The organism is Ancylobacter sp. IITR112, assembly GCF_041415945.1.
Lineage (GTDB): Bacteria > Pseudomonadota > Alphaproteobacteria > Rhizobiales > Xanthobacteraceae > Ancylobacter.
This window is the reverse complement of the sequence record NZ_JBGCUS010000001.1, coordinates 698,916-724,655: the sequence shown is the minus strand read 5'-3', so window position 1 is coordinate 724,655 and position 25,740 is coordinate 698,916. Positions and strand designations below refer to the sequence as shown.

Sequence of the window (25,740 nt, the reverse complement as noted above, 5' to 3'; positions counted from 1 at the left end):
CCCGTCAACCGGGTGTCTCCCAACTCATCGGAGTTTCCATGGCAAACCGTCTTGAAGGCAAGGTGGCGGCCATCACCGGCGCAGCCTCGGGCATCGGGCTCGAATGCGCCCGCGCCATGCTCAGTGAGGGCGCGACCGTCGCCCTGGTCGACCGCGCCGCCGACACGCTCACCGCGCTTTGCAAGGAGCTCGGCCCGAAAGCGGTGCCGGTCGTGGTCGACCTGCTCGACCCCGCGAGCGTCGCCACCATGCTGCCGCAGATCCTCGAAAAATGCGGCCAGCTCGACATCTTCCACGCCAATGCCGGCGCCTATATCGGCGGCGATGTGGTGGAAGGCGACCCCGACGTGTGGGACCGGGTGCTGAACCTCAACATCAACGCCGCCTTCCGCACCGTGCAGGCGGTGCTGCCGCATATGGTGGAACGCGGGAGCGGCGACGTGCTGTTCACCTCCTCCATCGCCGGCGTCGTGCCCGTGGTGTGGGAGCCGATCTACACCGCCTCGAAATTCGCCGTGCAGGCCTTCGTCCACACCACACGGCGGCAGGTGGCCAAGCACGGCATCCGCGTCGGCGCGGTTCTGCCCGGGCCAGTCGTTACCGCGCTCATCAAGGACTGGCCGCAGGCCAAGCTCGACGAGGCTCTTGCCTCCGGGGCCCTGATGGAAGCAAAGGAAGTGGCGGACTGCGTCATCTTCATGCTGACCCGCCCGCGTAACGTGACCATACGCGATCTGGTGATCGTGCCGAACGGAACGGACCTCTAGGCCATGGGCGGATGCTTCGCGGGAATCGATGTCGGCACGGGCAGCGTGCGCGCCGGCATTTTCGATGCGGACGGGCAGCAGCTCGCCGTCGCCAAGCGCGACATCCGCATGTGGAAGGAGGCAGGGGATATCGTCGAGCAGTCGAGCGACGATATCTGGGCCTGTGTCTGCGCCTGCGTCCGGGAAGCGCGGGAAGCTGCCGGGCTGGCGCCGCAAGACATTGCCGGCATCGGCTTCGACGCCACCTGTTCGCTTGTGGTGCTGGGGCCGGAGGGGCGCCCCCTCCCCGTCGGCAGGCACAGCGATCCCGCCCGCAACATCATCGTGTGGATGGACCACCGCGCCACCGGCCAGGCCGACCGCATCAATGCGCTCGGCAGCCCGGTGCTGGACTATGTCGGCGGCACCATTTCGCCGGAGATGGAGACGCCCAAGCTGCTGTGGCTGAGCGAGGAACTCCCCGCCACCTTCGCCGGTGCCTGGCAGTTTCTCGACCTCGCCGACTTCCTCACCTGGAAGGCCACCGGCAGCCTCGCCCGCTCGGTCTGCACCGTCACCTGCAAATGGACCTATCTCGCCCACGAACAGCGCTGGGACGAGAGCTATTTCCGCAAGATCGGCCTCGGCGCGCTGGCCGATGAGGGGTTTGCCCGTATCGGGACCGAGATCGTCGCCGCCGGCACGCCGCTCGGTGCCGGGCTGACGGTCGAGGCGGCCGACGAACTCGGCCTCGCGCCGGGCACCGCCGTGGCGGCGGGGCTGATCGACGCCCATGCCGGCGGCATCGGCACGGTGGGTGCGCGCGGCGGCAGCGGCGATGTGCTCAGCCGCATGGCCTATGTCTTCGGCACCTCCGCCTGCACCCTGCTGACCACGCCGGAACCAGCCTTCGTGCCCGGCGTGTGGGGGCCCTATTACTCCGCCATGGTGCCGGATTTCTGGCTCAATGAAGGCGGTCAGTCCGCCGCTGGCGCCGCCATCGACCGGCTGGTGCGCCTGCACCCGGCGGCTCCGCAGGCCGCCGAGCTGGCGCGGGCGGCGGGACAGAGCCTCAATGTCTGGCTTGCGCGTCGCGCCGAGGCGGCGGGCGGCGCTGCCTCAATCGCTGCTCTCGTCGGCACGCTGCACGTCGTGCCGGAATTCCTCGGCAACCGCGCCCCCTTCGCCGACCATCTGGCGCGCGGAATCGTGGCCGGGCTCGGCATGGATGAGGGGCTGGACAGCATCGTCGGCCTCTATATGGCCGGGCTGGCCGGCATCGGCTATGGGCTGCGGCAGATTCTGGACGCGCAGGCCGCCAAGGGCGCGCGCACGCAGATGGTCGTCATCTCCGGCGGCGCCGGCCAGAGCGCGCTGGTGCGCCAGGTGCTGGCCGATGCCGCGCAGGTCGATGTCGCCGCCACCGCCGCGCCGGAGCCGGTGCTGCTGGGCTCGGCGATTCTCGGCGCCGTGGCCGCCGGCCGCTATGACAGCTTCGCCGGCGCCATGGCGGCCATGTCGGAAATCGAGGTTGTCTACGCGCCCGACCCCGCGACTCGCGGCTGGCATGAGCGGCGATTCGGCGCCTTCGAAGCGCTGCAGGGCGCCTATCGAGGCCTGCGCGACTGAAAACACGGCGCGGTGCCCCCTGTCGCCGCAACGTGAAGCGCCCAACTCATGTTCCGTCTTCCGCTTTTCATGCGCCTGCGACACCTTTGCGATAGCGAAGCGGTGCCTATGGGTTCACGCTGGCATGACGATCTGACGCGGGGGACCACATGACCAATCGAGAACAGCGTATCCGTGAATGGGCGTACCGGCTGTGGGAACAGGACGGCTATGCCCACGGGCGTGACGGGGAACACTGGTTCCGCGCGGTGGACATCGTGCTGAGCGAAGATGCCGCGGCGCAGAATGGCACGCAAGCCGAGCCGGCCTCGGCAGAGGACATTCCCGCCGCCGACACCCCTCCCGCCGCGCTTCCAGCCGCTGCCAAGCGCGGCCCCGCCAAGGCAGCCGCGAGCGTGCCGGCGGCCGAGACGGTGACAGCCCCGGCAACGCCGAAAGCCAAGACGCCGAAAGCCAAGGGCGCCAAGACGGCGGAGGCCGCACCGGCACCTGAGCCGGTCGCGCCTGCGCCCGCCAGCCGGCGCAAAAGGAGCTGAGCTTTCCCGCCGGCTGAATGGAACGCCCCCTCCCCGTCCGTCGTTCTCTCCGAACGCGGTACAGACGGGGAGCGGGATTCATGGCGAAATCAGCGGCACGCAGGGAAAAGGCGGACACCACCCCTCGGATGCCGCCCGATGTCGCGGTACATGGCGCGGCGACACTGACGAGCGTCACGGTCGACGCCTTCAATGCCCAGTTGCGCGACGACAACGGCTTTGTCGGCGACCGTGCCCGGCGCGCGGCGTTCTTCGAAATCTTCGACCGCTGGCGCGACCTCGGCGACCGCAAATTGTCCGTGCTCGGCGAAACACCCACGGCCGAGCTGTCGAAAAACACGATCGACCAGGCGCTGACCGAGGGAAAGCCACACGAACAGGCCATCATCCACAGCGCCATCGAGGAATATGCGCAGGAACTCTTCGCCGTCGTGCGCCGCTTTCTGCGCACCAAGGAGTGGCGCGACACCGAGCGCATCGTCATCGGCGGCGGGCTTAAGGCGGGCCGCTTCGCCGAAATCGCCGTCGCCCGGACCGAACTGCTTGCGCGCGAGTCGGGATTGAAGATCGAGATACGCCCGATCCGCCACGATCCCGATGAAGCCGGGCTCATCGGCGCCGCCCATCTCGCCCCAAGCTGGATGTTCGCTAGCTTCGATCACATTCTCGCGGTCGACATTGGCGGCACCAATATACGCTGCGGCATCGTCAAGCTGAACCTCGACAAGGAAGAAGACCTGTCGAAGGCCCGGGTCCGCAGCTTCGAACTATGGCGCCATGGCGACGAAGACCCGGGGCGGGAGGCAGCCATCGCCCGGCTTGTCGGAATGTTGGAAAAGCTGATAGCGGACGCCGACAAGCACGAGCTGCGCCTCGCCCCCTTCATTGGCGTCGGCTGCCCCGGTTCCATCGCCGGCGACGGTTCGATCGAGAACGGTGCCCAGAATCTGCCGGGCAATTGGGAAAGCGCCCGCTTTCACCTGCCGGCGGCGCTGTGGCAGGCGATTCCCTCCATTGGCGGCAATGAAACGACGGTGCTGATGCACAATGACGCCGTGGTGCAGGGGCTGAGCGAAGTGCCGTTCATGCAAGATGTCCGCCATTGGGGCGCCCTGACCATCGGCACCGGCCTCGGCAATGCGCGCTTTACCAACCGATCCCGCTCGGACGGCAGCGTCAAAGCGGAACGCCGCGCCGCGAAGAAAGCCGCGAAAGACTGAACACGGGCGTCAGGCGCCGGCCTTCCTCGCCAGCTCCTCGCGCTCGCCCTTCTCGCGCGCATGGCGGGCGAGTTGCTCATAGTCGGCGCGGATTTTCTCCAGCGCCGTGTCGTCCAGTTCTTCGAGGTCGAGCAGCACATGCCGCGTGCCCTCGGTGCGGGCGATCAGTTCGTCGATCTTGATATGCAGCGCGGCGGTGTCGCGGTTCTGGCTGTTCTGGATCACGAACACCATGAGGAAAGTGATGATGGTCGTCGATGTGTTGATGATCAACTGCCAGGTGTCGCCGAAGCCGACAAAGGGGCCGGTCAGCCCCCACACGACAATCAGCCCGGCCGCTGCGGCGAAGACGCCCGGTCGCCCGGCCTGGGCGGCCACCCATTGTGAGAACCGCGTGAACAGTGAACGCTGCGGCTTGCCGCTTCTGGATCGCGTGATCGACATCTGCCTTTCCCGTTGGGCGCGCCTTAAACGCGACGGCGGCGCCGAGGGTTCCCCTCGCCGCCGCCGTGCCTCATCCGGGCCGCCAGATCACACATGCTCAGGCTTGCCCTTGCGCTTGGTGCTGGCAAGCTCCTCAAGCTCCCTCTCGGTCATGGATGTCTCCATCGACTTCGAGGCGCCCTGCAGCTCGCTCTTCTTCGTCTCGCCGCGCTTGGCCGAAAGGGCCGCGCCAGCGGCCTTCTGCTGAGCCTTGGATTTCGCCGGCATGAAAACCTCCCTCGCGCTCTCGCGCTCGGCCGTTACTCGGCTGCGTGCCGGTTCACCTGCGCATCCGCCAGCTTGGTGAGCTTGGCGTCGGTGCTCTTTTCCTCTTCGAGGTTCTTGGAGAGCACGCTGGCGCAGTCGGGACGGCCCAGCAGCTTGGCCCAGGCCACCAGCGTGCCGTAGCGGGTCATCTCGTAATGTTCCACCGCCTGGGCAGCAGCGATCAGTGCGGCGTCGAGGACCTGCTTGTCCGCCACCTCGCCGGAAACCTCCTCGGCTTCGTCGATGATGCCGTCGATTGCAGGGCAGGTGACCGCCTTGGCTTCCACGCCGTGCATCTTGAACACCTCCTCGACGCGGAGGATGTGCCCCTCGGTTTCGGACAGGTGCTGCTTGAAGCCGGCCTTGAGCTGCGGATCGGTCGCCTTCTCGATCATGTTGGGGAGAGACGAAGCGATCTTCTTTTCCGCGTAATAGATGTCGCGAAGGGTATGGACGAAGAGATCATCCATCGTCTTGATGTCCTTGGAGAACAAACCCATGGTATTTTCCTCCTTTTTCAAAGGTAACATAGGCGACATTCGTTAATTGGCGCCGCGCGCGGAAGCTTTCGTCCGCGCTCCAAACGGTGAACACCCCATCGGCTGCACCGTTCCACATCTCTGGGAAAGAAACCGGCCGCGCGGCCGTTACATCGGCGCCGGAGCCGGATCGCGCGGCGGCAGGTCGACAGGCGGCGCGTTCGGCTCGTCGAGCGGCTCTTCAATCTCCGGCGTGATGTCGGGATCCTGGTCGGGCGGAAGCGTCGGTTCGTCGATGCCGGGCTGAGGCCGGTCCAAAGGCGGCTCGCGGGGTGGGCTTGCGGCCAGCGTCGCCGCTGCGCGGCGCGGCGGAGGCGGCGCCGGCCATGGATCGCTCACATCCGGGGGAATGGGATCGCGAATGCCGGGAACGTCAGGATCGTGCACCGGCGGCTGCACCGGGTCACGGATCGGGGCCGGATCGGGCGTCGGCGGCATGTCCGGCATGGGCGGCACGCCGGGTGTACCGGGCGTCGTGGGGTCGGCGATGGCGAAGCTTATCTGGCTGGGGGTCATGGAACTCTCCTCCCATTTGCCTGTCCGGGCCAACGCCGGCCAGGGCTGGGGGTTCCGGAGAGCGCGCCCGTCAGCCCGTCGCCATTTCGTGGCGCCAGGGTGGATTGGCGCCGACGCGCGTCACCGACACCGCAGCCGCCCGGACGGCGAAGCCGAGCGCGGCCTCAAGCTCCGGTGCGCCGAGGCCCGCCAGCGCGTCCGGCCGCGCCAGCCCCCGCTCGATCAGCGCGCAGAGGAAGCCGGCATTGAACGTGTCACCGGCCCCGACTGTGTCGGCCACGGTCACCGCCTCGCCCGGCACCGCGACCTCGGCGCCCTCGCCGAAACCGCGCGCGCCCTTGGCACCGAGCGTGACGAGCACGAGGCGCGGCCCCATGGCGCGGATGCGCTCGGCCTGGGTGGCGATCTCGCCCGGTCCGGTAAGCCAGAACAGGTCTTCGTCGGAGAGCTTCACCACATGGCTGAGCGCAATCAGGCGGAAAAGGCGGGCACGACAGGCCACCTCATCGCGGATGAAGCCGGGGCGGATATTGGGATCGAGCATGATCAGCCGCCCCGTGCCGTCCGCCGCCGTGCGCGCCGCCAGCGCCTCCATGGCCGAGCCCACCGGCTCATTCACCAGGCTGATGCCGCCGAAGAACAGCACGCCGACCTCGTCCGGCAGATCGGGAAGGTCGGCCGGAGTGAGCAGGCGCCCGGCGGTGTTCTCATCGAGAAAGAGATAGCGCGCCTGCCCCTCGACCAAGGTCACGAAGGCGAGCGTCGAGGGCCGGTCGAGCGGCGGGCAAAGGCTGGCATCGGCCCCCGCCGCATCGAGCGCCGCGCGCAGTTGCGCGCCGAACATGTCGCTCGACAGGCCGTACCAGAAGGCCGTCGCCACGCCGAGCCGGGCCGCGGCGATCGCGGTGTTGAACACCGCTCCGCCGGGCAGCGGCAGGAAAGCCTGCCCCTCCGGGGTCGCACGCGGCACCATGTCGATGAGCGCCTCGCCGGCACAGAGCAGAACCGGCGCGGCGGGCGGGGCGGGCATGGACATGGACGACCTCGGACAGCGTTGGAACTAACCCGCGAGATAGTCGGCAAGGACCGCGCGGGCGCCCTTCGCCCATAGCGCGCGCAGCGCCTGGGCGAAAGCCACAACGACCTCAGGATCACTTGCGAGATCGCCATAGACCTCGCTCATGGCGAGCCAGACGCCCGGATCCGCCTTCGCCTGCTGCGCGCGGATCGTCAGTTCCGACCAGTTCGGGTCGTTCGGCGCGATCACCGCCCCGCTGTCGCTCGTCCCGGCGCAGTAGCGGCACCACAGGGCGGATTCGAGGATCAGCCCCAGGGGCAGCCGCCCGGCGGCACGGTTGTCGCGGATCGAGGGCACGATGAATTTCGGCTGGCGGTTGGAACCGTCGAGGCAGAGCCGGCGCACCGTGTCCGCCACCTCCGGGTTGGCGAAGCGCTCGCGGATGACGGCGTAATAGGCGGCGAGGTCGGTGTCCGGCACCGGGGGAACGATGGGGATGATCTCCTCGCGCTCCACCTTGTCGAGAAAGGCGGAGATGAGGGGTTGCTCCATCGCCTCATGCACGAGATCGACATCCATCAGCCCGCCGGGATAGGCGATGATGGCGTGGCCGCCATTGAGGATGCGGATCTTCATCGCCTCATAGGCGTGGACATGCTCGGTGAAGACGACGCCGACCTTCTCCAGCGCCGGACGCCCGGCGGGGAAATGATCCTCCAGCACCCATTGGCGGAACGGTTCGCACGTCACCGGCACCGGATCGTCGAGCCCGAACGCCGCCGCCATGGCACGCTCGCGCTCGCCGGTGGCAGGGGTGATGCGGTCGACCATCCCGTTCGGGAAAGCGACATGCGCCTCCACCCAGTCGGCGAAAGCGGGATCGGCGAGCCGCGCCAACCCCACCACCACCTGCCGCGTCACATGGCCATTGCCGGGAAGGTTGTCGCAGGACATCACGGTGAAGGGCGGCACGCCGGCGGCGCGACGGCGCTTCAACGCGGCGAGGATGGCGCCGAACGCGGTGTCCGGCGCCTCGGGATGGGCGGCATCGGCCTGGATATCCGGCGCGCCCGTATCAAGCCTTCCGGCCGAATCCATGAAATAGCCGCCCTCGGTCACGGTGAGGCTGACGATGCGGATTTCCGGCTTCGCCATAGCGGCGATGAGCGCGCCATTGCCGCGCTCGACGGGCAGAAAGTCGATCATCGCGCCGATGCGCCGGGCGCGCCGGCCGGTCGGATCGAGTTCAATGACGGTGGAGAGGCAGTCCTGCGCCTTTAGCGCGTCGCGCATCGCCGCATCGGCCGGGCGCACGCCGGCGCCGATGATCGCCCAGTCATGGCCCTCGCCACGCGCGAACAGGTCGTCGAGATAGACGGCCTGATGGGCGCGGTGGAAATTGCCGAGGCCGATATGAACGATGCCCGGCGTCAGGCGGGCACGGTCATAGGCGGGCAGCGCGGCGGCGGCAGGCGGATGGGCGGGGGTCGTCATCTCTCAGGTCTTCCGCTTGTCGCACCGCTGAAGCGGGCGACGTTGAAGGCGCGGCCGGCGACCGGCCGTGATCGAGGGGGCGAAGGCGGCGGACGCTCAGCCGGCCGGCGCAGGGGCCGCGAGCGCCTTGCCGGCGGCATCGAAGCGGTGGAGCTTGTCCGCCTGCGGGGCGAGGCTCACTTGCGCGCCATGGCGCAGTGGCACATCGCCGCCGACGCGGACATTGATCTGACCGACGCCCTCGACCTCAACCTTGAGGAAGGTGTCGGAGCCGAGATGCTCGCACAGCCCCACCATGCCCTTCCACGGCCCTTCTTCGGCGAGGTCGATATGTTCCGGGCGGATGCCGAGCGTGTGTGCGCCATGCTTCTGTGCCTCCGCGCCCTCGATCAGGTTCATCTTCGGGCTGCCGATGAAGCCGGCGACGAACAGGTTGGCGGGGGAGCGGTAAAGCTCCAGCGGGCTGCCGACCTGCTCGATGCGGCCGGCATTCAGCACCACGATGCGGTCGGCCATGGTCATGGCCTCCACCTGGTCGTGGGTGACGTAGATCATCGTCGTCTTCAGCGTCTGGTGCAGTTCGGAGATTTCCTGCCGCATGGAAACGCGCAGCGCCGCGTCGAGATTGGACAGCGGCTCGTCGAACAGGAACGCCGCCGGCTCGCGGACAATGGCGCGGCCGATGGCGACGCGCTGGCGCTGGCCGCCGGAAAGCTGGCTCGGCTTGCGGTCGAGATAAGGCGTGAGGTTCAGCACCTTCGCCGCCGCCTCGACCTTGCGCGCCTGCTCCTCGGCCGAGGCCCCGGCCATGCGCAGCGGGAAGGCGATGTTCTTGGCCACGCTCATATGCGGGTAGAGCGCGTAGCTCTGGAACACCATGGCGAGGCCACGCCGCGCCGGCGGCAGCTTTGTCGCGTCCTTGCCGTCGATGGAGATGGTGCCGGAGGAAGTATCCTCCAGCCCGGCGATCAGGCGCAGCAGGGTGGACTTGCCGCAGCCGGAGGGGCCGACGAACACCACGAACTCGCCATCGGGAATGACGAGGTCGATCCCCTGGATGATCGACACGCCGCCGAAAGATTTGCGGACCTCGGAAAGAACGATCTCGCCCATGGGACTCTCCCTATTTCACGGCGCCGAAGGTCAGCCCGCGCACGAGCTGCTTCTGGCTGAACCAGCCCAGGATCATGATGGGCGCGATGGCCATGGTGCTGGCCGCGGACAGCTTGGCGTAAAACAGCCCTTCCGGGCTCGAATAGCTGGCGATGAAAGCGGTGAGCGGCGCGGCGTTGGCCGCCGTCAGGTTCAACGTCCAGAAGCTCTCGTTCCAGGCGAGGATGACGTTGAGCAGCAGCGTCGAGGCGATGCCCGGCACCGCCATGGGTGTCAGTACATAGAGGATTTCCGAGGACAGGCTGGCCCCGTCCATCCGCGCGGCTTCCAGGATCTCGCCGGGGATTTCCTTGAAGTAGGTGTAGAGCATCCACACGATGATCGGCAGGTTCACCATTGTGAGCACGATGACCAGGCCGGTCTTGGTGTCCAGTAGCCCGGTATCGCGGGCGAGCAGATAGAGCGGCACCAGCACGCCCACCGCCGGCAGCATCTTGGTGGACAGCATCCACATCAGGAGGTCCTTGGTGCGCTTGCCCGGCACGAAGGCCATGGACCACGCCGCCGGCACGGCGATGATGAGGCCGAGCAAGGTTGAGCCGAGCGAGATCACCACCGAGTTCCAGAAATGCGCGAGATAGTCGGAGCGCTGGTTGACCGTCTCGTAGTTTTCCAGCGTCCAGTCGAAGAACAGGAAGGACGGGTGCGCGTTGATAGCCTCGCCCTCGGTCTTGAACGAGGTGAGGAAGGTCCACAGGATGGGGAAGAAGATCAGCAGCGCCACGCCCCAGGCGAGGAGGGTGACGGCGGCCTTGCGGCCTTTCGAGACCTCGCGTGCCATCTCATGCCTCCAGATTCTTGCCGATCATCCGCATCAGGAAGATCGCGACGATATTGGCGAGAAGAACCGCGACGATGCCGCCGGCCGAGCCGAGGCCGACATCGAACTGCAGCATGGACTGCATGTAGACGAGGAAGGTCAGCGTGGTGGAGGCCGTACCCGGTCCGCCATTGGTGGTGACGAGGATTTCGGCGAAGACCGACAGCAGGAAGATGGTCTGGATCAGCACCACAACCGTCATCGCCCGCATCAGATGCGGCAAAGTGAGGTGAATGAAGCGCCAGACCGGACCGGCGCCATCCATCTCCGCCGCTTCCATCTGCTCGCGGTCGAGGCTCTGCAGCGCGGTGAACAGGATCAGCGTCGCGAAGGGCAGCCATTGCCAGGCGACGATGGCGGTGATGGAGGCGAGCGGCGCCGTGGCGAAGAAGTCGATGGGCGGCAGGCCGAGCCCGCGCGCCAGCGCCGCGAACAGCCCGTTCACCGGGTTCATCAGCATGTTCTTCCACACCAGCGCCGACACGCTCGGCATGACGAAGAAGGGTGCGATGACGAGGATGCGCACCATCCCCTGCCCCCACATCGGCTGGTCGAGCAGCACAGCCAGCGCCACGCCGCCGATCACCGTGATCGCCAGCACGCCCAGCACCAGGACCAGCGTGTTGACCAGCGCCGGCCAGAAGGCGGGGTCGGTGAAGAAATAGCTGTAGTTCTCGAAGCCGGTGAACTCCTCCATTCCCGGCATCAGCAAGTTGAAGCGCAGGAAGGAGAAGTAGATGGTCATGCCCAGCGGCACGATCATCCAGAGGAACAGCAGCAGCACCGCCGGGGAGAGCATCAGCCGGCCGGCCATGCGCGAGGCTTGTGTCGCCATGTGGGTCTCCCTTGACCGAGCGGCCTGCGGCGCGGGCGCCGGGGCTCGGGGGAACGGAAAAGCGAGATAAGGGCGCGTCCGGCGCCGTGCCACCGCGCGAACCCGCCACGGGTGGGAAGTCCCGGCACGGCGCGGAAGCGGGAGACACCCACGCCGTGCCGGGAAACAGCCCGGCGCGGGCGGGCGCCGGGCGAAGCGGGCCGACCTTCGCCGGAGCGACGGCCGCGAGAGCGCTACTTCTTGGGATAGCCGGCGCGGGTCATCTCACGGGTTGTGAGCGCCTGCGCGGCGGCGAGCGCCTGGTCGGCGGTCGCGGTGCCGGCGAGGGCGGCGGAGAATTGCTGGCCCACCGCCGTGCCGATCGCCTGGAATTCAGGGATGGCGACGAACTGCCCGCCGGTATAGGGCACCGGCTGGTCGGACGGCTTCTGGGTGTTGGCCGACTCGATGGCGGTCAGCGTCATCTGCGCGAAGGGCGCGACCTTCAGATATTCCGGGTTCTTGTAGAGCGAGGTGCGGGTGCCCGGCGGCACATTGGCGATGCCGTCCTTCTCCGCCACCAGCTTGGTATAGGCCGGCGAGGTCGCCCAGGCGACGAAGGTCTTGGCGGCTTCGGCCTTGGCAGTGGTCGCCGGAATGGCGAGGTTCCACGACCACAGCCAGTTGCCGTGATTGCTGCCGCCCTTGCGCACCGGCGCCGGGGCGAAGCCGACCTTGTCGGCCACCTGCGATTCCTTCGGATCGGAGATGAAGGACGCCGCCACCGTGGCGTCGATCCACATGCCGCATTTGCCGGTCTGGAACAGCGCCAGATTCTCATTGAATCCGTTGGAGGAAGCACCGGGCGGGCCGTATTTCTTCATCAGGTTGAGATAGGTATCGAGCGTCTTCTTCCAGGCGGGGCCGTTGAAGAGCGGCTTCCACTCCATGTCGAACCAGGCGCCGCCCATGGAATTGTTCATCGAGGTGAGGAACGCCATGTTCTCGCCCCAGCCGGCCTTGCCGCGCAGACAGATGCCGTAGATGCCGGCACCCTTGTCGGTCATCTTCTCGGCCGCTTCGGTGATGAACTCCCAATCGGGATTCTCGGGCATCTTCAGCCCCGCCTTCTCCAGCAGGTCGGTGCGGTACATCAGCATGGAGCTTTCGGCGTAGAACGGCACGGCGTGCAGCTTGCCGTCGACGGTCAGCCCCTGCGCCACCGGCGGCAGCAGGTCGGCCTGGTCATAATCGGCGCCGAGATTTTCCAGCGGCATCAGCCAGCCCTGCTTGGCCCAGATCGGCACTTCGTAATTGCCGATGGTCAGCACGTCATACTGGCCGCCCTTGGAGGCGATGTCGGTGGTTACGCGCTGGCGCAGCACGTTTTCTTCCAGCGTCACCCAGTTGACCTTGATGTCGGGGTGCTGGGCGTTGAACTCAGGCATCAGGCGCTGCATGCGGATCATGTCGCCATTGTTCACGGTAGCGACGGTGATGGTCGTCTGCGCCGAGGCCGAACCCATCAGGGCAAGCAGCAGCGAGGCACCCGCGAGGGGGCGGAATGCGATGGTCATACTCTCCTCCCGTTCGGCGTTCTGTGAGCAAATAATCGCCGTATGGGCAAATACTCACGCGCACCCCGGCGAGCGTCAAGCGATTTCGATGCTGCAAGCGCGAGCATCGGGCCCGCCTTTGGTCGAAAGCGCGCCAAATCCTGGTATTATATTAGGCATACTGGGCACTTAGTGTGCACCCCCGGCCGCGCCACCGCACGCCGCCGTTGCGTCACATGTGTCACATGCGCGTGTGGAGCGCGGTGCCGGTCGCGCTCTTATCCCGCGAGAATCCCGGCCGCGGTGGGCTCGTCGGTGACGAGGCCGTTGATGATGCCGGAGGTCAGCGCCGCCCGCAGCGCCGTAATCTTCGCCGCCCCCGCGGCGATGCCGATCACCGGCCGCTCGGGCGTGGCGATCTCCACCCGCACCCCGGTGAGGCGGGCATTGAGCGCCAGGTCGAGATAGCGGCCCTGGCGGTCATAGATCCACCCCGCCACCTCGCCCGCCGCGCCGGCGTTCTGGATCTCGTGCAGTTCCTCGGGGGTAAGGAAGCCGTCGGTCAGCAGCGGCGCGTCCTCGCTCATCTGGCCGACGCCGACAAAGGTCACGTCCGCCGCCTGCGCCAGCCCGCGCACCTTGCGCACGACGCCGAGCGACTGCAGCGTTCGGTTTTCCTCCACCGTGTCGACGAGAACGGGCACCGGCATCGGGTAATGCGGCGCCCGCACCTTCTCGGCGAGGCGCATGATGACCTCGAAATAGGAGGCCGAGCCGTCCAGCGCGATATTGCCGAGCAGTGAGACCAGCCGGTGCTGCGGCGCTTCCGCCGGCCCCAGCGCGTCGACCATGCCGCGCAGCGCCCGCCCGGTGCCGAGCGCGATGACACGCGAGGTGCCTTCCGCCAGCACCCGCTCCATTTCCTCCGCCGCCGCCGGCGCGATGGAACGCACCGGATCGCGGGAAGGCCCGAGGGCCGGCATCACCCGGCAGCGCACCAGCCCGAACCGCGCGCGCAGCGCCGCTTCCAGCTCGACACAGCTCGCCAGATGATGGTTGAGCCGCACATGGATCAGCCCCGCCGCCACCGCCCGGCTGACGAGGCGCTGTGCCCGCTGGCGCGACAGCCCCATCTCGGCGGCGATCTGGTCCTGCGTCAGCCCGCCGACATAATAGAGCCAGGCGGCGCGGGCGGCCTGGTCGTCAATCGAGGCTTCGGGCTCGCTGGTCATGCTGGTGTCGGGTCCGCGGCGCCGGCCGGCGCGTGAAAAAGGTCGGCCCTCGCCGCCCGCAGCGAGGCGAAGCTGTCGAAGTGCCGGTGAGGCAGGGTTCCGGCGGGCAAGGGCAGGTCCATCGCGGCGAAATGCCCGCCGCCGGTGAAATGCCAAACCTCCATGCCGGCGGCAAGCCCCGCCATCACCCCCGGCGCACTGTCTTCCACCACCACGCACGATGCCGGCGCCGCGCCCATCCGCGCGGCGGCATGCAGGAACAGGTCCGGCGCCGGCTTGCCGCGCGCGACCTCGGCGGCGGTGAAGGCCCGACCGGCAAATACGCGCTCGAGCCCGACGAGACGGAGCGAGGCGGCAAGGCGCGGCGGGCTCGACGAAGTGGCGAGGCAGAACGGCACATCGAGCGCGGCCAGCGCCTCGACCGCGCCCGCGACAGGCTTGAGGCCAGCCTCGAAGGAGGCGAGCAGCCGGTGGCGATAGGCCTCCTCGAAGTCCCCAGGCAGTTCAACGCCGAAACGTGCCGTCACCTCGGTGCGGATCGCGCCCTGCGCCCGGCCGATGAAATGGCGCGCGACAAAACCCAGGTCGACGGCGACGCCGTGACCGGCAAGCGCGTCGATCAGCGCGCGGGCAGCGAGCAGCTCGCTGTCGATCAGCACGCCGTCGCAGTCGAAAATGAGAAGCGCGGGCCGCATGCCAGCGGTCTAGCCCTCGCCTCGGCCGCCGTCCAGCGGCGCCGCGCGCGGCGTGTCACGGCGTGTCACGGTGCCTTGGGCAGCAGCCGACCGCGCAGCAATTGCCAGAGGCTGTGCGCGGAGGTGAGCGCGACCACCCCCGTCGCCAGCGCCAGCAGGAACGGCGCCAGCATCGCCAGCGCGCCGGTTTCCCCGCGCACCACCAGTTGCAGGCTCGCCGTGGCCAGCGCCGTCAGGCCGAAGGTGAAGGCCCAATAGGCCGGCGAGGGCGGCTGGCGCAGGATCCATGGCAGCAGCCGGGCGATCAGCAGCAATTGCAGCAGCCCATAGCCGAGCAGCGCCCGGGCGAAAATGTCGGGCCCACCGGCGTTGACGCTGAGATAGGTCACCGCCCCCACCACCGGCGGGGCAAGCTGGATGCCCAGCGTCGGCCGCTGGGCCGGCGCCAGCGCCGCCCCGTGCTGGAAGCGATTCAACAGCACCGATTCCATGGCGAGCCAGGAAAACAGGCCGGCGCCGAAGGCAAGCTGGCCCCAATCGCTGAAGCCGAGCACGCCGCAGGCGGTGCCGGTGACGAAGCTCCCCGCCACCAGCGGCAGGTACATGACGGGCGTCGCTGTGGCGGGGTCGCGCTCGCCGCGCCATAGGGCACCGGTGCGCCAGATGCCGAAGCCGACGGTGAAGGCGGCGCCCGCCAGCAGCAGCGCCACGGCGAGGCCACGCGCATAGGGCGCCGCCGCGACGCTCACCAGCAGCGTCGCCACCCCGGCCAGCCCGACAAAACCGGACTGCACGGGGTGCCCGAGCTCGGCCAGCGCCGCCGCGCGCGCCAGCACCCATTTCAGCACATAGAGCAGCAGCAACACCGCCCAGACCAGGGCACCGGCCGCCATGATCGCCTCGCCGATGAGGGCGGGCGCGCCCCAGAGCTGATGCGCCGCGCGCCAGCTTCCACCCAGCCCGCAAAGACCCAGCACCATGCCGAAGAAGGACACGGGAACGAGCGGCACCACGCGATTATGCGTCAACGCGATCTCCTCCGGCTGCGACGGCAGTGGCGCCCTAACCGTTCCGCCTTTCGGCGATCAGGCGGGCCGCCCACATTCCTGCCAGCATGGCGGGAATGAAGACGAGAGTCCCCGGCGCCGCAAGGCCGAGCGCGGTGAAGGCCGGGCCGGGACAGAAGCCGCCCAGCCCCCAGCCGATGCCGAACAGCGCCGGGCCGACGAGCAGCCGCGCGTCGATATCGGTGCGCGTCGGCAATTGGAAGCGCGGCGCCATCAGCGGGGCCTCGCGCATCAGCACGAGCCGGAAGCCGAGAAAGGCGACCATCACCGCCCCGCCCATGACGAAGGCGAGCGAGGGATCGAAGGTTCCGAACAGGTCGAGGAAATTCAGCACCTTGGCCGGATTGCTCATGCCGGAGACGATGAGGCCGAGGCCGAACAGCAGGCCGAGGCCGAGATTGACCAGGATCGACATCGCCTCAGCCTCCGATCAGGTGACGCATGATGAAGACGGTGGCAAAGCCCGCCAGCATGAAGATGCCGATGGCGACCAGCGAGCGGCGCGACAGGCGCGCCAGCCCGCACACGCCATGGCCCGAAGTGCAGCCTGATCCCCAGACCGAGCCGAAGCCGACCAGCAGGCCGGCCACCGCCATCAGCACAAGATTGGACGACACCGTCTGCAGCACCGCCGCGCCGGTCAGCGCGGCGTAGAGCAGCGGGGCGGCGACCAGCCCGGCGATGAAGGCGAGCCGGCCGGCGAAGCCTCGGTCGGCATAGGGCGGAAACAGCCGGCTGGCGATGCCGCTGATGCCGGCGATGCGGCCTTCCGCCAGCAACATCAGCACGGCACTCAGCCCGATGAGGATGCCGCCGAGAAAGGAGGCAAGCGGTGTGAAGGTGGTCATGTTTCGGTGTCCAGGCTGTCAGCGGCGGGCGCACAGAACAGGGCATGCATCGTGGTGATGAAGGTCTCCACACGCGGGTCGGCAAGCCGGTAGAACACCTGCTTGCCCTCCTTCCGCCCCGTGATCAGCCCGGCAGCGCGCAAGCCGGCGATCTGCTGCGACAGGCCGGGCTGGCGGATGCCGAGCAGATCTTCGAGTTCGCGCACCGAACGCTCGCCGGCGACCAGCGCGCAGGCGACCAGAAGCCGGTCGGGATTGGACAGGGTCTTGAGAAAGGCCGAGGCCTCCCCCACCCGGGCCTTCATCGCGGCGGCCTCGTCAGAAAGCGTGTCGAGCATGTAGCCGTTCCCGAAAGGCGACGCCCGCCTCCCGCCTGTTTCACTTGCGCCCGGGCGACGGGCAGGTGGAGATGCCAAGCACGGAATAGAGCGGGCAATTGCCGATCAACGCCGTTAGCAGCGGCACGAGGCCGATGAGGCCGAGCCAGCGCAGATCGCCTTCCAGCACGAAAAGCAGCGACAGCAGCACGAGGCCGAGAACGACGCGAAGAGCCTTGTCGACGGGTCCGATATTGCGGGTCATGGCGGGTGTTCCCAAGCGCAGGCAGGTCCGTTCCTGCCAAGCTCTATCTATAACGATTGCATAAACTTGCAATCGTTATATCGCAAGTAAAAATGCTTAGCCTCCTAGCGGATCGGTGACCCGTCTCCCGTGCCGACATCGGAGATCCAGCCGCTGGCGGCGGCAAGCCATGGTCGACCTTCGCCAGTTCGCCGTCAGTTTGCGCTTCAGAGCGGGATTTGAGCGCAACTCCCTTGCCTTTGGATGGTAAATTGTCGACAGTTGGCAAAATGTGGATGCAACGTCCCTTGTGAGGAAGACCCCATGGAAGTCGCCGAAGCCGTTCCCGAACTCCTGCCCACCTCACGGCTGATGGAGGGCTTCACCTTCCAGCGCATCAGGACGCGGGGTGCGGAGATCAATGTCGCCACCGCCGGCGAAGGCCCGCCTCTGCTGCTCATCCATGGCAACCCCCTCACGCTTGTGAGCTGGCACAAGGTGGCGCCTTCGCTGGCGCGGGATTTCACTGTCGTTGCCATCGACATGCGCGGCTATGGCGACAGCTCCAAGCCCGATGGCGGCGAGGACCATTCCGGCTATTCCTTCCGCACCATCGGCGAGGATGCGTTCGAGGTGATGGACGCGCTCGGCCATCAGCGCTTCGCCGTCGCCGGCCATGATCGCGGTGCCCGTGTCGGCTTCCGCATGTGCCTTGACCGGCCCGAGCGCATCACCCGTTATGCCGCGCTCGACATCGTGCCGACGCATCACGTGCTGAACAACATCACGCTCGGCTGGGCGCGCGAGAGCTATCACTGGTTCTTCATGGCGCAGAAGGCGCCCTTCCCGGAAAATCTCCTCGGCGCCGATCTCGACTATTACATGCGCTACAAGCTCAACAAGAAGGGCGTCGGGCTGGAGATCTTCACCCCCGAGGCGATGGCGGAATATATTCGTTGCGCCACCAGAGAGCAGATACACGCCGTCTGCGAGGATTACCGCGCCACCATCACCGTCGACCTCGACATGGACACGGCGGACTATGGCACGCGCAAGATCGCCTGCCCGACATTGGTGATCTGGGGCACCAACAGCCATTGCGGCCGCCATTTCAAGCCGGTGGAAGCGTGGTCGGAATGGGCGGACGATCTCGTCGGCCTTCCCGTCCCGACCGGCCATTACCCGGCAGAGCACCGGCCCGATCTGGTCTATGCCGCCTTCTACCGCTTCTTCCGCGGTGAGAAGGTGACATGAGCGTGGAGGTGGTGACGGCGGCGGCGGCGAAGGCCCGCCTGCACGAAGGCGGGGAAATCGCCTTTCTCGATGTGCGCGAGGCGGCAGCGTTTGGCGAGGGGCACCCGCTCTTCGCTGTGCCCTGCCCGTTCAGCCGGCTGGAAGCCACCTCGCTCGCGCTGGTGCCGCGTGCTGACTGCCCGATCCTGCTGATCGACGATGGCGACGGCATCGCCGAGAAAGCCGCGCGGCGGCTCGCCGCCTGCGGCTACAGCGACATCGCCCTTGTCGATGGCGGTCTTCCCGCCTGGGCGGCGGCGGGGTTCGGTGTCTTCGCCGGGGTCAATGTGCCGAGCAAGACGCTGGGCGAATTGCTGGAGCACGATCATCGCCCTGAGATGATCGACGCCGCCACGCTGGCGCAATGGCGGCGCGAGGGACGCGCGCATGCCTTGTTCGATGCTCGCCCGCCGGCGGAATACGCCAAGATGCGAATAGATGGCGCCCGTTGCCTGCCCAATGGCGAACTCGCCCACCGCCTCGACACCGCCGTGGGGGACGCGGCGACGCCGATCGTCATCACCTGCGCCGGGCGCACACGGGGCATCATCGGCGCACTGACCCTGCGCGCCATCGGCGTGCGCAACCCGGTCTATGCGCTGGAGAACGGCACCCAGGGCTGGGCGCTCGCCGGCCTGCCGCTCGATCGCGGCGCGACGGCCGATCCGCTGCCGCCGCTTGACGGCGCGCAGGCGCAGATGAGCCGCACCCGCGCTCGGCGCCTGGCAGATACCGCGCAAGTGCCGCGCGTCACCGTGGCGGAGGCGGAACGGCTTGTGGCCGAGCCCGGCCGTACCCCTTTCCTGTTCGACCTGCGCAGCGCCGAGGAGCGGGCGGCGCGGCCGGTGCCGGGCGCTATTCCGGCCCTCGCTGGCCAGCTGATTCAGGCGACCGACCAGTATGTCGGCGTGCGCCATGCGCGCCTCATCCTGATGGACGATACCGGGCTGCGCGCCGCGCTCGCGGCGCTGTTCCTGCGCGCGCTCGGCTTCGAGACGTATGTGCTGGCGCTTGATGATGCCGAGGAAACCGACGTCCCCACCGTTCCAGCGACCGCGCTGAAGACCCCCGCCCCGCCTCCCGCGATTGACGCACGGGCGGCGTGGCGCCTGGCGCAGGATGGCGTGCCGGTGCTCGATCTGCGCCCCTCCACCGAGTGGGAGGCGTGGCGGCTCGATGGCGCCCGCTGGCTGCTGCGCGGCGATCTTCCCGCCGCCCTCCCGAAAGGCGCGCGCCGGGCGATCCTGCTCGGGGAGGCGCAAGCGGTGGCCGGCTCCGCCGCCGATCTCCGCGCCGCCGGCCTTTCCGCCCGCTGGCTGCCGGCCGATGCCGCGGCCTGCGCGCAGGCCGGCTGGCCGGTCGAGTGCGTGCGCCGGCGCATGAGCCGGGAGGAGGCGCGCGACCGGGTGTGGTTCGTGCATGACCGCCATGACGGCAATGCGGAAGCCTCCCGGCAGTATCTCGCCTGGGAGATGGGCCTTGTTCACCAGCTCGATGAGGCCGAGCGCGACGCCTTCGGCTGGGTGCCGGTGCCCGCACCTGCCTGAGCTTTCCCCGACCGACGCCGGGCCTCCCTCACCCCTTCCGCTGCCAGCGGGAGGGGTTTTCGTCGGTCCGGAGACGCACCGGCGCCCACCGACGATAAAGGGCGGGTTCGCACCCGCCCTTCCGCAAGCCGTCGCCGGACGCGAGCGTCTCAGCCCTTGCTCGGCGTCGTGTGGGCGGCATTGGCCGCCGCCTCGTCGCGCAGCTTCTCCATCGCCCGCGCTTCGGCCGCTTCCGCCCGGTTCTGCTTGCGTTTACCCCAGGCCGTCATGGCGAGCGAGGCGAACATGATGACGAAGATCGCCATCGCTCCCGGCCGCTCCAGAATATAGAGCGGATGGCCGGCCGAGAGCTGGTAGGAGCGCAGGAACTCCGTCTCCAGCATGCGTCCGAGCAGGATGCCGACCACCACCGCCGGCACCGGGTACTGGTAGCGGTTGAGCGCAAAGCCGAGCATGGCGAAGACGAACAGCGTGATCGGACCCGACACCTCGCCCGTCACCGCATAGGTGCCGAGCGTGGCGATGACGAGGATCGCCGGCAGCACATAGCGGGTGCGCACCTTCATGACGTTGGTGGCGGCGTAGATGAAGCCGATGCCGACCACCAGCAGCACCACCGCCTGAACCATATTGTTGAGGATGATGGCGTAGGCCATCGGCTTCTGCGTCTCGATGAAGCTCGGGCCGGGCACGATATTGTGCATCATGAAGGCGGCGATCAGGATCGCGGTCGCGCCGCCGCCGGGAATGCCGAGGGCCAGCATTGTGGCCATGGAGCCGCCCTCGCCGCTCGCCACCGCCGATTCCGCCGCGATCACGCCCTTCGGATTGCCCTTGCCGAAACTGGCGCTGTCCTTGGCGGTCCGCTTGGTTTCGGCATAGGAGATCAGATTGCCGATGGAGGAGCCGACGCCCGGCACGGCGCCGATGACGATGCCGATGACCGAGCCGCGCAGCAGCACGCCGGGATATTTCAGCGTGCCCCAGCAGCCCTTCAGGATCTTGCGCAGGCTGACATCGCGCGCGCCATCGGCTTCGATGATGTAGTCGCGCCCGGCGAGACCGAGCAACTGGCTGGCCGCCAGCAGGCCGATCATCGCCGGGATGGGGGCGATGCCGTCAAGCAGTTGCGGAATGCCGAGCGTACCCCGGGTGAAGCCGGCCGTGTTCATGCCCACCGTGCCGAGCAGGATGCCCAGCGCGGCGGCGAGCAGACCCCGGCTTATATAGGTGGAGCCGAGCGAACCCAGCAGCAGCATGCCCCAGATCGCCACCGCGAACATTTCCAGCGGGCCGATGCGCAGCACGATATCGGCGAGCGGTTCCAGCACGAGCAGCAGCAGCACATAGCCGAAAATGCCGCACAAGGTGGAGGCGAACAGCGCATAGCCAAGCGCCTCGTTGTGCTCGCCCTTCTGCGACATGGCATAGCCATCGAAGGTCGTGGCGAAGGACGAGGGCGTGCCGGGTATGTTCATCAGGATCGCTGGCACCGAGCCGCCGAATCCCGCCCCGGTATAGACCGAGGTTAGGAAGACGATGGCGGAGAAGAAATCCATGTAGAGCGACATCGGCAGCACGATCGCCATCGCCATGGTGATCGAAATGCCGGGTATCGCCGCGAAGACGAGGCCGATGATCAGGCCGGGGACGATCCATCCCCACGACCCGACCGAAGAGAACATGATGCCTAGTGCCTCCTGGAAGGCGGAAATGTCGATCATCGTCGCGCCTCACAGAAGCAGGGTGGGCATGGGATAGGGAATCATGGCGCGGAAGCCGTAGATCGCCACCAGCGTCACGGCGGCCGAATACAGAACCACCCGCACCGGCCGTCTCTCGCCGCAGATCACCATCGCGGCGACGGCGAAGAGGAACATGGAGAGATCGAAGCCGAGCGGCTCCAGAAGGAACACCATCAGGCCCAGCGAGATGCTGAGCGCGGCGATGCGGACCACGTCCGAGCGCTCCATCGGGAGGCTCTCGTCAAGCGGGTCCTTGTCGGAATCGGCGACTTCCGCCCCGCGCTCCTCCACCTTGTGGAAGCACTGCGGCAGAATGAACAGGTACATGGCGAGCGCGAACAGCGCGACCGGCTGCACCAGCAGAAGGTTGTTCACGCTCAGCGACACGCTGCGGGCATCGAGCAGATACCAGAACACGACGGCCGCGATGAAGGTGATGAGCGCGAGATGGCCATAGTCGATGGCATAGCTGTGCCGACCGATGCGCATCTTCTTCTCCATACGTCAGAGGGAGGAGAGGAAGGCGGGCGCGGTGTGGCGCCGCGCCTTCCCTTGATGCGGCCTATTTCAGCAGGTCGACGTATTTCGCCATCTTGGCGGCGTTGTCGAGATAAGCCTTGTTGGAGGCTTCCGGCCCGTACCAGGTGGTAGCCAGTTCCTGCAGCTTCAGTGTCTCGATCGCCTTCGGGTTCTTGCTCGCCTTCTCTGTCGCCATTACGAGGGTCTTGAAGATATCGGGATGTTCGTTCTTCAGCTTGGTGGTCACTGCCCAGCCGCGCTGCGACCCCTCGACGAAGTCGGTCTTGAGGCCGCTCGCGCCGATCAGCGGCGCATCCGGGTACCAGTCCACCGTCTCGGCGGCGAAGATGGCGAGCGGGCGGATTTTCGACTTGAGCGGCAGGAAGCCCTCGCCGCCGACGAAGCCGACATCGACCTGGGCGCCGGCGGTGGCGTTGCGGGCCGGCCCGCCGCCATCATAGGTGACGATGCGCAGCTTGGACGGGTCGATGCCCGCCGCCTGGAAGGCCAGCACCATATTGGCATAGTCAGCCGAGGCCGGCTGTACGCCGATGCTGAGGCTGGACGGGTCCTTCTTCAGCTTCTCGATTACCTCGGCGAAGCTCTTGACCGGTCCGCCGGACGAGGTCGCCGCCAGCGTGTAATCGCGCGACGGCAGGTTGATCATGGTGAAGTCGTCGACCTTGTAGGGCGCGTTCTGCAGCAGCACGGTGAGCGGAATATAGGGCGCCGCCGAGGTGCACAGGATCGAATAGCCGTCCGCCGGCTGATTCAGCGCATAGGAATTGCCGAGCTGCGTGCCGGCGCCGGGCTTGTTGACGATGACGAGCGGCTGGCCGAGCTCCTGCTCCAGATAGGGCATGAAGGCGCGCGACAGCCGGTCATTGTAGCCGCCGGTGGCGAAGGGCACGATCACGTTGATCGGACGGCTCGGATAGGTCGCGGCGCGCAGGATGGACGGCATGGCGACCATGCCGGAGGCGACGGCAATGCCGCCCGCCGACATCCTGAAAACGTCTCTGCGTGTGAAATGGGTCATGTTTTCCTCCCGCCGTTCCATCTGGCTGCTTCGGCCGGCGGCCCATGAGCGGCCGACACATGTGGATTGGGCGGGGGAAGACTGTCCCGCCCTCCGTCAACTGTCAACAGATTTGCCGCAAAGTTTGCTCAGCGGCGGGGGAGCGCTCCCGTGCGGCGGCGGCGGCAACACGGCTCTCCCCAGGTATTCCAAGGCTTATCATGGCTTCAAACGAGCCGATCACGCGGGTGATCCGGCTTGCCCGCTGCCGCAGCGGCATGGCTCGCCACCCGGCTAATCTGTTGACAGTTTTCATTAGCAATGTCTCTATCCGCCCATGCCCGGCCGGCGGAACGCTCCGCTGCGCGAGGGGCGTCACCCACCACCGCCAGTCGGGGAGGCCCCATGCCCGATCACCCGCGCCACCGCCGCATACCGGCCTCCTGTCCCGCGCGGCGTGGCGCGGCTGGTGCTGGGCCCGCCGCCGGATCTGCAGTCGGCTGATGGCGGCGCCCCCTGAACTGCCCGGGCCGGGCGAGCCTGACACCGCCAACGCCGGCCGCGCCTGGCACCGGACCGGGCTGCGTCTTGTCGGCACCTACAGCCTCGCCGCCGCTGCTGGCTATGCCGCCTCGCTCATCCATATTCCGCTGCCCTGGATGCTCGGCCCGCTTTTCGTCTGCGGCGTGCTGAACGTCTCCGGCGTGCCGCTGCAGGCCGGCTGGCATTTGCGCGAAATCGGCCAGGTTATTGTCGGTCTCGCCATCGGCATGCGCTTCACCCCGCATCTGCTGCTGGTGTCGCTGGAATTGCTGCCGGCGATGCTGGCGGCGACGCTCTACATCATCCTCGCCACCTTTATCGGCGCGCTGATCATGCGCCCGCTGGCGCGCATCGACGCGACCACCGCCTTCTTCGCCACCGCTGCCGGCGGCATGGCCGATATGGCGGTGGTGGCGGCGGCGCGCGGCGGCGACACCAATGCCGTCTCCATCGTCCACGCGCTGCGGGTGACGACGGTGGTGAGCATCGTGCCGTTCATGGTGTTCGCCTTCGGCGAGGCCGGAAACGTCAACACGGTCGACCCCACCGCCTCACACGACCTTCTCCTGCTCGCCCTCGGCCTTGTCATCGCCTATCTCGGCGCGCAGGCGCTGCGCCCGACCGTGATCCCCAATCCGTGGCTGCTCGGCTCGCTGCTGCCGAGCGCCGCGCTCGGCGCCTCGGGCCTGCTCAATGTCGCGGTGCCGGGCGTCCTCATCATCGCCGCTCAGGTCATGATCGGGGTGTGGCTGAGCATGCGGTTCCGGCGCGATTTGTTCGTGCGGCTGCCGCGCGTCGCCGCCGCTGGCCTGCTGATCGGCGTGCTGCTCATCCTCGCCGCCGCGCTCGGGGCGGAAGCGCTGTCGCTCGCCACCGGCCTGCCGCTGACCACCAGCTTTCTTGCCCTCGCCCCGGCGGCGATCACCGAAATGGTGCTCACCGCCAAGGCGATGCACGCCGATGCCGAGCTGGTGACCGCCTTTCACATCGTCCGCATCGCGGTGATCTCGTCGACCATCCTGATCGTGTTCCGAATTTACCGCTTCGTGCTGAGGAGCCATTATGAATCTGGGGTTTGACAGCCGCCGCGCCGTCATCGTCGGCGGCAGCTACGGTATTGGCGAGGCCACCGCCGCCATCCTGCTGCGCGAAGGCGCGCAGGTGCTCATCGCCTCGCGCAGCCGCGATAATCTCGACGCCGCCTGCGCCCGCCTCGAAGCGGCCACCGGCCGCGCGCCGGATGTGTTCGTCGCCGACGTGGTCAAAGACGCCGGCGCCGCCGAGACGCTGATGGGCGAGGCCCGCCGCCGCTGGGGGGCGCTTGACATCCTCGTCAGCGCGGTCGGCGGCAGCGTGAGGGCGGATTTCGACACGCTGAGCGATGAAGACTGGCTGGCGAGCTACGAATTCAACGTGCTCTCCACCGTCCGCAGCGTGCGCGCCGCCCTGCCCCTGCTGGTGGTGGGCGACGCCCCGGCCGTGGTCACGCTCGGCGCGGCAGCCGCGAAGATGCCCTATGCCCACCAGATCATGACCAATGTCCACAAGGCCGGGCTGCTCGGCCTGGTCAAGACGCTGGCGCTGGAGCTGGGCGAGAAGGGCATCCGCATCAACGCGGTCGGGCCCGGCCGCACCAAGACCGCGCTCTGGATCAACCGCGCCACCAAGATGGCCGCCGAGCGCGGCGTGCCGGTGGACGAGATCTACGCCGAATTCTCACACGAAATCCCGCTGAAGCGCTTCGCCGAGCCGGAAGAGATCGCGGTCATGGTCGCGTGGCTCGCCAGCCCGCTCGCCAGCTACATCACCGGCCAATCCATCAATGTCGACGGCGGCATCGCGCGCGGCCTCGTTTAAAGGA

Annotated in this window: 28 protein-coding genes; 8 read left to right on the top strand and 20 right to left on the bottom strand. The window is 67.7% G+C overall.

What is annotated here, in order from left to right; genetic code table 11:
• Positions 1-38: 38 nt before the first annotated feature.
• The 4 genes from AAC979_RS03265 (at position 39) to AAC979_RS03250 (ending at position 4,131) form a co-directional block, all read left to right on the top strand.
• Positions 39-767 (top strand): SDR family oxidoreductase, encoded by a 729-nt coding sequence (locus AAC979_RS03265; RefSeq protein ID WP_371345393.1) that lies wholly within the window; start codon positions 39-41, stop codon positions 765-767.
• Positions 768-770: 3 nt separating this feature from the next.
• Positions 771-2,375, top strand: coding sequence for an FGGY-family carbohydrate kinase (locus tag AAC979_RS03260; RefSeq protein WP_371345392.1), 1,605 nt, complete (start codon positions 771-773; stop codon positions 2,373-2,375).
• A gap of 149 nt (positions 2,376-2,524) precedes the next feature.
• Positions 2,525-2,911, top strand: a complete 387-nt coding sequence (locus AAC979_RS03255; RefSeq protein ID WP_371345391.1) for a DUF2934 domain-containing protein — start codon at positions 2,525-2,527, stop codon at positions 2,909-2,911.
• Between the two features lie 80 nt (positions 2,912-2,991).
• Positions 2,992-4,131 carry an ROK family protein gene (locus AAC979_RS03250; RefSeq protein ID WP_371345390.1) on the top strand — a complete coding sequence of 380 codons (1,140 nt, stop codon included), beginning with the start codon at positions 2,992-2,994 and terminating at the stop codon, positions 4,129-4,131.
• A 9-nt stretch (positions 4,132-4,140) separates the two neighbouring features.
• Here the strand turns inward: AAC979_RS03250 and AAC979_RS03245 are convergent, their stop codons facing one another.
• From AAC979_RS03245 to AAC979_RS03165, 17 genes are all read right to left on the bottom strand, one after another.
• Positions 4,141-4,575 carry a low affinity iron permease family protein gene (locus AAC979_RS03245; protein WP_371345389.1) on the bottom strand — a complete coding sequence of 145 codons (435 nt, stop codon included), beginning with the start codon at positions 4,573-4,575 and terminating at the stop codon, positions 4,141-4,143.
• Positions 4,576-4,662: 87 nt separating this feature from the next.
• Complete coding sequence (locus AAC979_RS03240) at positions 4,663-4,842, bottom strand: DUF3008 family protein (protein ID WP_371345388.1); 180 nt, start codon at positions 4,840-4,842, stop codon at positions 4,663-4,665.
• 32 nt (positions 4,843-4,874) lie between these two features.
• Complete coding sequence (locus AAC979_RS03235) at positions 4,875-5,381, bottom strand: ferritin-like domain-containing protein (RefSeq protein WP_371345387.1); 507 nt, start codon at positions 5,379-5,381, stop codon at positions 4,875-4,877.
• Positions 5,382-5,528: 147 nt separating this feature from the next.
• On the bottom strand, positions 5,529-5,936 hold the full coding sequence (locus AAC979_RS03230) for a hypothetical protein (protein WP_371345386.1): 408 nt from the start codon (positions 5,934-5,936) through the stop codon (positions 5,529-5,531).
• 70 nt (positions 5,937-6,006) lie between these two features.
• Entirely contained in the window at positions 6,007-6,972 is a 966-nt protein-coding gene (locus AAC979_RS03225; protein ID WP_371345385.1) for a carbohydrate kinase, read from the bottom strand.
• 24 nt (positions 6,973-6,996) lie between these two features.
• Entirely contained in the window at positions 6,997-8,448 is a 1,452-nt protein-coding gene (locus AAC979_RS03220; RefSeq protein WP_371345384.1) for a mannitol dehydrogenase family protein, read from the bottom strand.
• 96 nt (positions 8,449-8,544) lie between these two features.
• A complete protein-coding gene (locus AAC979_RS03215) occupies positions 8,545-9,561 on the bottom strand; it encodes an ABC transporter ATP-binding protein (protein ID WP_371345383.1) in 1,017 nt (338 codons plus the stop codon).
• A gap of 10 nt (positions 9,562-9,571) precedes the next feature.
• Positions 9,572-10,402, bottom strand: coding sequence for a carbohydrate ABC transporter permease (locus AAC979_RS03210; RefSeq protein ID WP_371345382.1), 831 nt, complete (start codon positions 10,400-10,402; stop codon positions 9,572-9,574).
• Position 10,403: 1 nt separating this feature from the next.
• Positions 10,404-11,276, bottom strand: coding sequence for a carbohydrate ABC transporter permease (locus AAC979_RS03205; RefSeq protein WP_371345381.1), 873 nt, complete (start codon positions 11,274-11,276; stop codon positions 10,404-10,406).
• Between the two features lie 233 nt (positions 11,277-11,509).
• Positions 11,510-12,832, bottom strand: coding sequence for a sugar ABC transporter substrate-binding protein (locus AAC979_RS03200; RefSeq protein ID WP_371345380.1), 1,323 nt, complete (start codon positions 12,830-12,832; stop codon positions 11,510-11,512).
• 257 nt (positions 12,833-13,089) lie between these two features.
• Positions 13,090-14,043, bottom strand: coding sequence for a sugar-binding transcriptional regulator (locus AAC979_RS03195; protein WP_371345379.1), 954 nt, complete (start codon positions 14,041-14,043; stop codon positions 13,090-13,092).
• The gene (locus AAC979_RS03190; RefSeq protein ID WP_371345378.1) at positions 14,040-14,738 is read right to left on the bottom strand and encodes an HAD-IA family hydrolase; all 699 of its coding nucleotides are present in this window, start codon (positions 14,736-14,738) and stop codon (positions 14,040-14,042) included. Before AAC979_RS03190 ends, AAC979_RS03195 begins: the two co-directional genes overlap by 4 nt.
• 65 nt (positions 14,739-14,803) lie before the next feature.
• A complete protein-coding gene (gene tehA, locus AAC979_RS03185; protein WP_371348985.1) occupies positions 14,804-15,748 on the bottom strand; it encodes a dicarboxylate transporter/tellurite-resistance protein TehA in 945 nt (314 codons plus the stop codon).
• A gap of 52 nt (positions 15,749-15,800) precedes the next feature.
• Entirely contained in the window at positions 15,801-16,220 is a 420-nt protein-coding gene (locus tag AAC979_RS03180) for a DUF6691 family protein (protein ID WP_371345377.1), read from the bottom strand.
• Positions 16,221-16,224: 4 nt separating this feature from the next.
• The gene (locus AAC979_RS03175; RefSeq protein WP_371345376.1) at positions 16,225-16,653 is read right to left on the bottom strand and encodes a YeeE/YedE family protein; all 429 of its coding nucleotides are present in this window, start codon (positions 16,651-16,653) and stop codon (positions 16,225-16,227) included.
• Positions 16,650-16,991: an ArsR/SmtB family transcription factor gene (locus AAC979_RS03170; protein WP_371345375.1), complete on the bottom strand. Its 342-nt coding sequence runs from the start codon at positions 16,989-16,991 to the stop codon at positions 16,650-16,652. Before AAC979_RS03170 ends, AAC979_RS03175 begins: the two co-directional genes overlap by 4 nt.
• 40 nt (positions 16,992-17,031) lie before the next feature.
• A complete protein-coding gene (locus AAC979_RS03165) occupies positions 17,032-17,235 on the bottom strand; it encodes a DUF2892 domain-containing protein (RefSeq protein ID WP_371345374.1) in 204 nt (67 codons plus the stop codon).
• A gap of 303 nt (positions 17,236-17,538) precedes the next feature.
• Here AAC979_RS03165 and AAC979_RS03160 point away from each other — a divergent pair, with 303 nt between their 5' ends.
• Both AAC979_RS03160 and AAC979_RS03155 read left to right on the top strand, forming a co-directional pair.
• Entirely contained in the window at positions 17,539-18,468 is a 930-nt protein-coding gene (locus AAC979_RS03160) for an alpha/beta fold hydrolase (protein WP_371345373.1), read from the top strand.
• Positions 18,465-20,054 carry a rhodanese-like domain-containing protein gene (locus AAC979_RS03155; RefSeq protein ID WP_371345372.1) on the top strand — a complete coding sequence of 530 codons (1,590 nt, stop codon included), beginning with the start codon at positions 18,465-18,467 and terminating at the stop codon, positions 20,052-20,054. The genes AAC979_RS03160 and AAC979_RS03155 overlap by 4 nt, the downstream gene beginning before the upstream one ends.
• Positions 20,055-20,203: 149 nt before the next feature.
• On the opposite strand, the gene AAC979_RS03150 is transcribed toward AAC979_RS03155, so the two are convergent.
• The 3 genes from AAC979_RS03150 to AAC979_RS03140 form a co-directional block, all read right to left on the bottom strand.
• Positions 20,204-21,778 (bottom strand): tripartite tricarboxylate transporter permease, encoded by a 1,575-nt coding sequence (locus AAC979_RS03150; RefSeq protein WP_371345371.1) that lies wholly within the window; start codon positions 21,776-21,778, stop codon positions 20,204-20,206.
• A gap of 9 nt (positions 21,779-21,787) precedes the next feature.
• The gene (locus tag AAC979_RS03145; protein WP_371345370.1) at positions 21,788-22,288 is read right to left on the bottom strand and encodes a tripartite tricarboxylate transporter TctB family protein; all 501 of its coding nucleotides are present in this window, start codon (positions 22,286-22,288) and stop codon (positions 21,788-21,790) included.
• A gap of 73 nt (positions 22,289-22,361) precedes the next feature.
• Entirely contained in the window at positions 22,362-23,357 is a 996-nt protein-coding gene (locus tag AAC979_RS03140) for a Bug family tripartite tricarboxylate transporter substrate binding protein (protein ID WP_371345369.1), read from the bottom strand.
• A 482-nt stretch (positions 23,358-23,839) separates the two neighbouring features.
• Here AAC979_RS03140 and AAC979_RS03135 point away from each other — a divergent pair, with 482 nt between their 5' ends.
• Together AAC979_RS03135 and AAC979_RS03130 are read left to right on the top strand one after the other, a co-directional pair.
• Positions 23,840-24,958 carry an AbrB family transcriptional regulator gene (locus AAC979_RS03135; RefSeq protein WP_371345368.1) on the top strand — a complete coding sequence of 373 codons (1,119 nt, stop codon included), beginning with the start codon at positions 23,840-23,842 and terminating at the stop codon, positions 24,956-24,958.
• Positions 24,942-25,736, top strand: coding sequence for an SDR family oxidoreductase (locus tag AAC979_RS03130; protein ID WP_371345367.1), 795 nt, complete (start codon positions 24,942-24,944; stop codon positions 25,734-25,736). The genes AAC979_RS03135 and AAC979_RS03130 overlap by 17 nt, the downstream gene beginning before the upstream one ends.
• The last annotated feature ends 4 nt before the right edge of the window (positions 25,737-25,740 follow it).

Coding starts and splice junctions, on each gene's coding strand:
- AAC979_RS03265 (WP_371345393.1), top strand. CDS start 39: ATGGCAAACCGTCTTGAAGGCAAGGTGGCGGCCATCACCGGCGCAGCC.
- AAC979_RS03260 (WP_371345392.1), top strand. CDS start 771: ATGGGCGGATGCTTCGCGGGAATCGATGTCGGCACGGGCAGCGTGCGC.
- AAC979_RS03255 (WP_371345391.1), top strand. CDS start 2,525: ATGACCAATCGAGAACAGCGTATCCGTGAATGGGCGTACCGGCTGTGG.
- AAC979_RS03250 (WP_371345390.1), top strand. CDS start 2,992: ATGGCGAAATCAGCGGCACGCAGGGAAAAGGCGGACACCACCCCTCGG.
- AAC979_RS03245 (WP_371345389.1), bottom strand. CDS start 4,575: ATGTCGATCACGCGATCCAGAAGCGGCAAGCCGCAGCGTTCACTGTTC.
- AAC979_RS03240 (WP_371345388.1), bottom strand. CDS start 4,842: ATGCCGGCGAAATCCAAGGCTCAGCAGAAGGCCGCTGGCGCGGCCCTT.
- AAC979_RS03235 (WP_371345387.1), bottom strand. CDS start 5,381: ATGGGTTTGTTCTCCAAGGACATCAAGACGATGGATGATCTCTTCGTC.
- AAC979_RS03230 (WP_371345386.1), bottom strand. CDS start 5,936: ATGACCCCCAGCCAGATAAGCTTCGCCATCGCCGACCCCACGACGCCC.
- AAC979_RS03225 (WP_371345385.1), bottom strand. CDS start 6,972: ATGTCCATGCCCGCCCCGCCCGCCGCGCCGGTTCTGCTCTGTGCCGGC.
- AAC979_RS03220 (WP_371345384.1), bottom strand. CDS start 8,448: ATGACGACCCCCGCCCATCCGCCTGCCGCCGCCGCGCTGCCCGCCTAT.
- AAC979_RS03215 (WP_371345383.1), bottom strand. CDS start 9,561: ATGGGCGAGATCGTTCTTTCCGAGGTCCGCAAATCTTTCGGCGGCGTG.
- AAC979_RS03210 (WP_371345382.1), bottom strand. CDS start 10,402: ATGGCACGCGAGGTCTCGAAAGGCCGCAAGGCCGCCGTCACCCTCCTC.
- AAC979_RS03205 (WP_371345381.1), bottom strand. CDS start 11,276: ATGGCGACACAAGCCTCGCGCATGGCCGGCCGGCTGATGCTCTCCCCG.
- AAC979_RS03200 (WP_371345380.1), bottom strand. CDS start 12,832: ATGACCATCGCATTCCGCCCCCTCGCGGGTGCCTCGCTGCTGCTTGCC.
- AAC979_RS03195 (WP_371345379.1), bottom strand. CDS start 14,043: ATGACCAGCGAGCCCGAAGCCTCGATTGACGACCAGGCCGCCCGCGCC.
- AAC979_RS03190 (WP_371345378.1), bottom strand. CDS start 14,738: ATGCGGCCCGCGCTTCTCATTTTCGACTGCGACGGCGTGCTGATCGAC.
- AAC979_RS03180 (WP_371345377.1), bottom strand. CDS start 16,220: ATGTCGATCCTGGTCAATCTCGGCCTCGGCCTGCTGTTCGGCCTCGGC.
- AAC979_RS03175 (WP_371345376.1), bottom strand. CDS start 16,653: ATGACCACCTTCACACCGCTTGCCTCCTTTCTCGGCGGCATCCTCATC.
- AAC979_RS03170 (WP_371345375.1), bottom strand. CDS start 16,991: ATGCTCGACACGCTTTCTGACGAGGCCGCCGCGATGAAGGCCCGGGTG.
- AAC979_RS03165 (WP_371345374.1), bottom strand. CDS start 17,235: ATGACCCGCAATATCGGACCCGTCGACAAGGCTCTTCGCGTCGTTCTC.
- AAC979_RS03160 (WP_371345373.1), top strand. CDS start 17,539: ATGGAAGTCGCCGAAGCCGTTCCCGAACTCCTGCCCACCTCACGGCTG.
- AAC979_RS03155 (WP_371345372.1), top strand. CDS start 18,465: ATGAGCGTGGAGGTGGTGACGGCGGCGGCGGCGAAGGCCCGCCTGCAC.
- AAC979_RS03150 (WP_371345371.1), bottom strand. CDS start 21,778: ATGATCGACATTTCCGCCTTCCAGGAGGCACTAGGCATCATGTTCTCT.
- AAC979_RS03145 (WP_371345370.1), bottom strand. CDS start 22,288: ATGCGCATCGGTCGGCACAGCTATGCCATCGACTATGGCCATCTCGCG.
- AAC979_RS03140 (WP_371345369.1), bottom strand. CDS start 23,357: ATGACCCATTTCACACGCAGAGACGTTTTCAGGATGTCGGCGGGCGGC.
- AAC979_RS03135 (WP_371345368.1), top strand. CDS start 23,840: ATGGCGGCGCCCCCTGAACTGCCCGGGCCGGGCGAGCCTGACACCGCC.
- AAC979_RS03130 (WP_371345367.1), top strand. CDS start 24,942: ATGAATCTGGGGTTTGACAGCCGCCGCGCCGTCATCGTCGGCGGCAGC.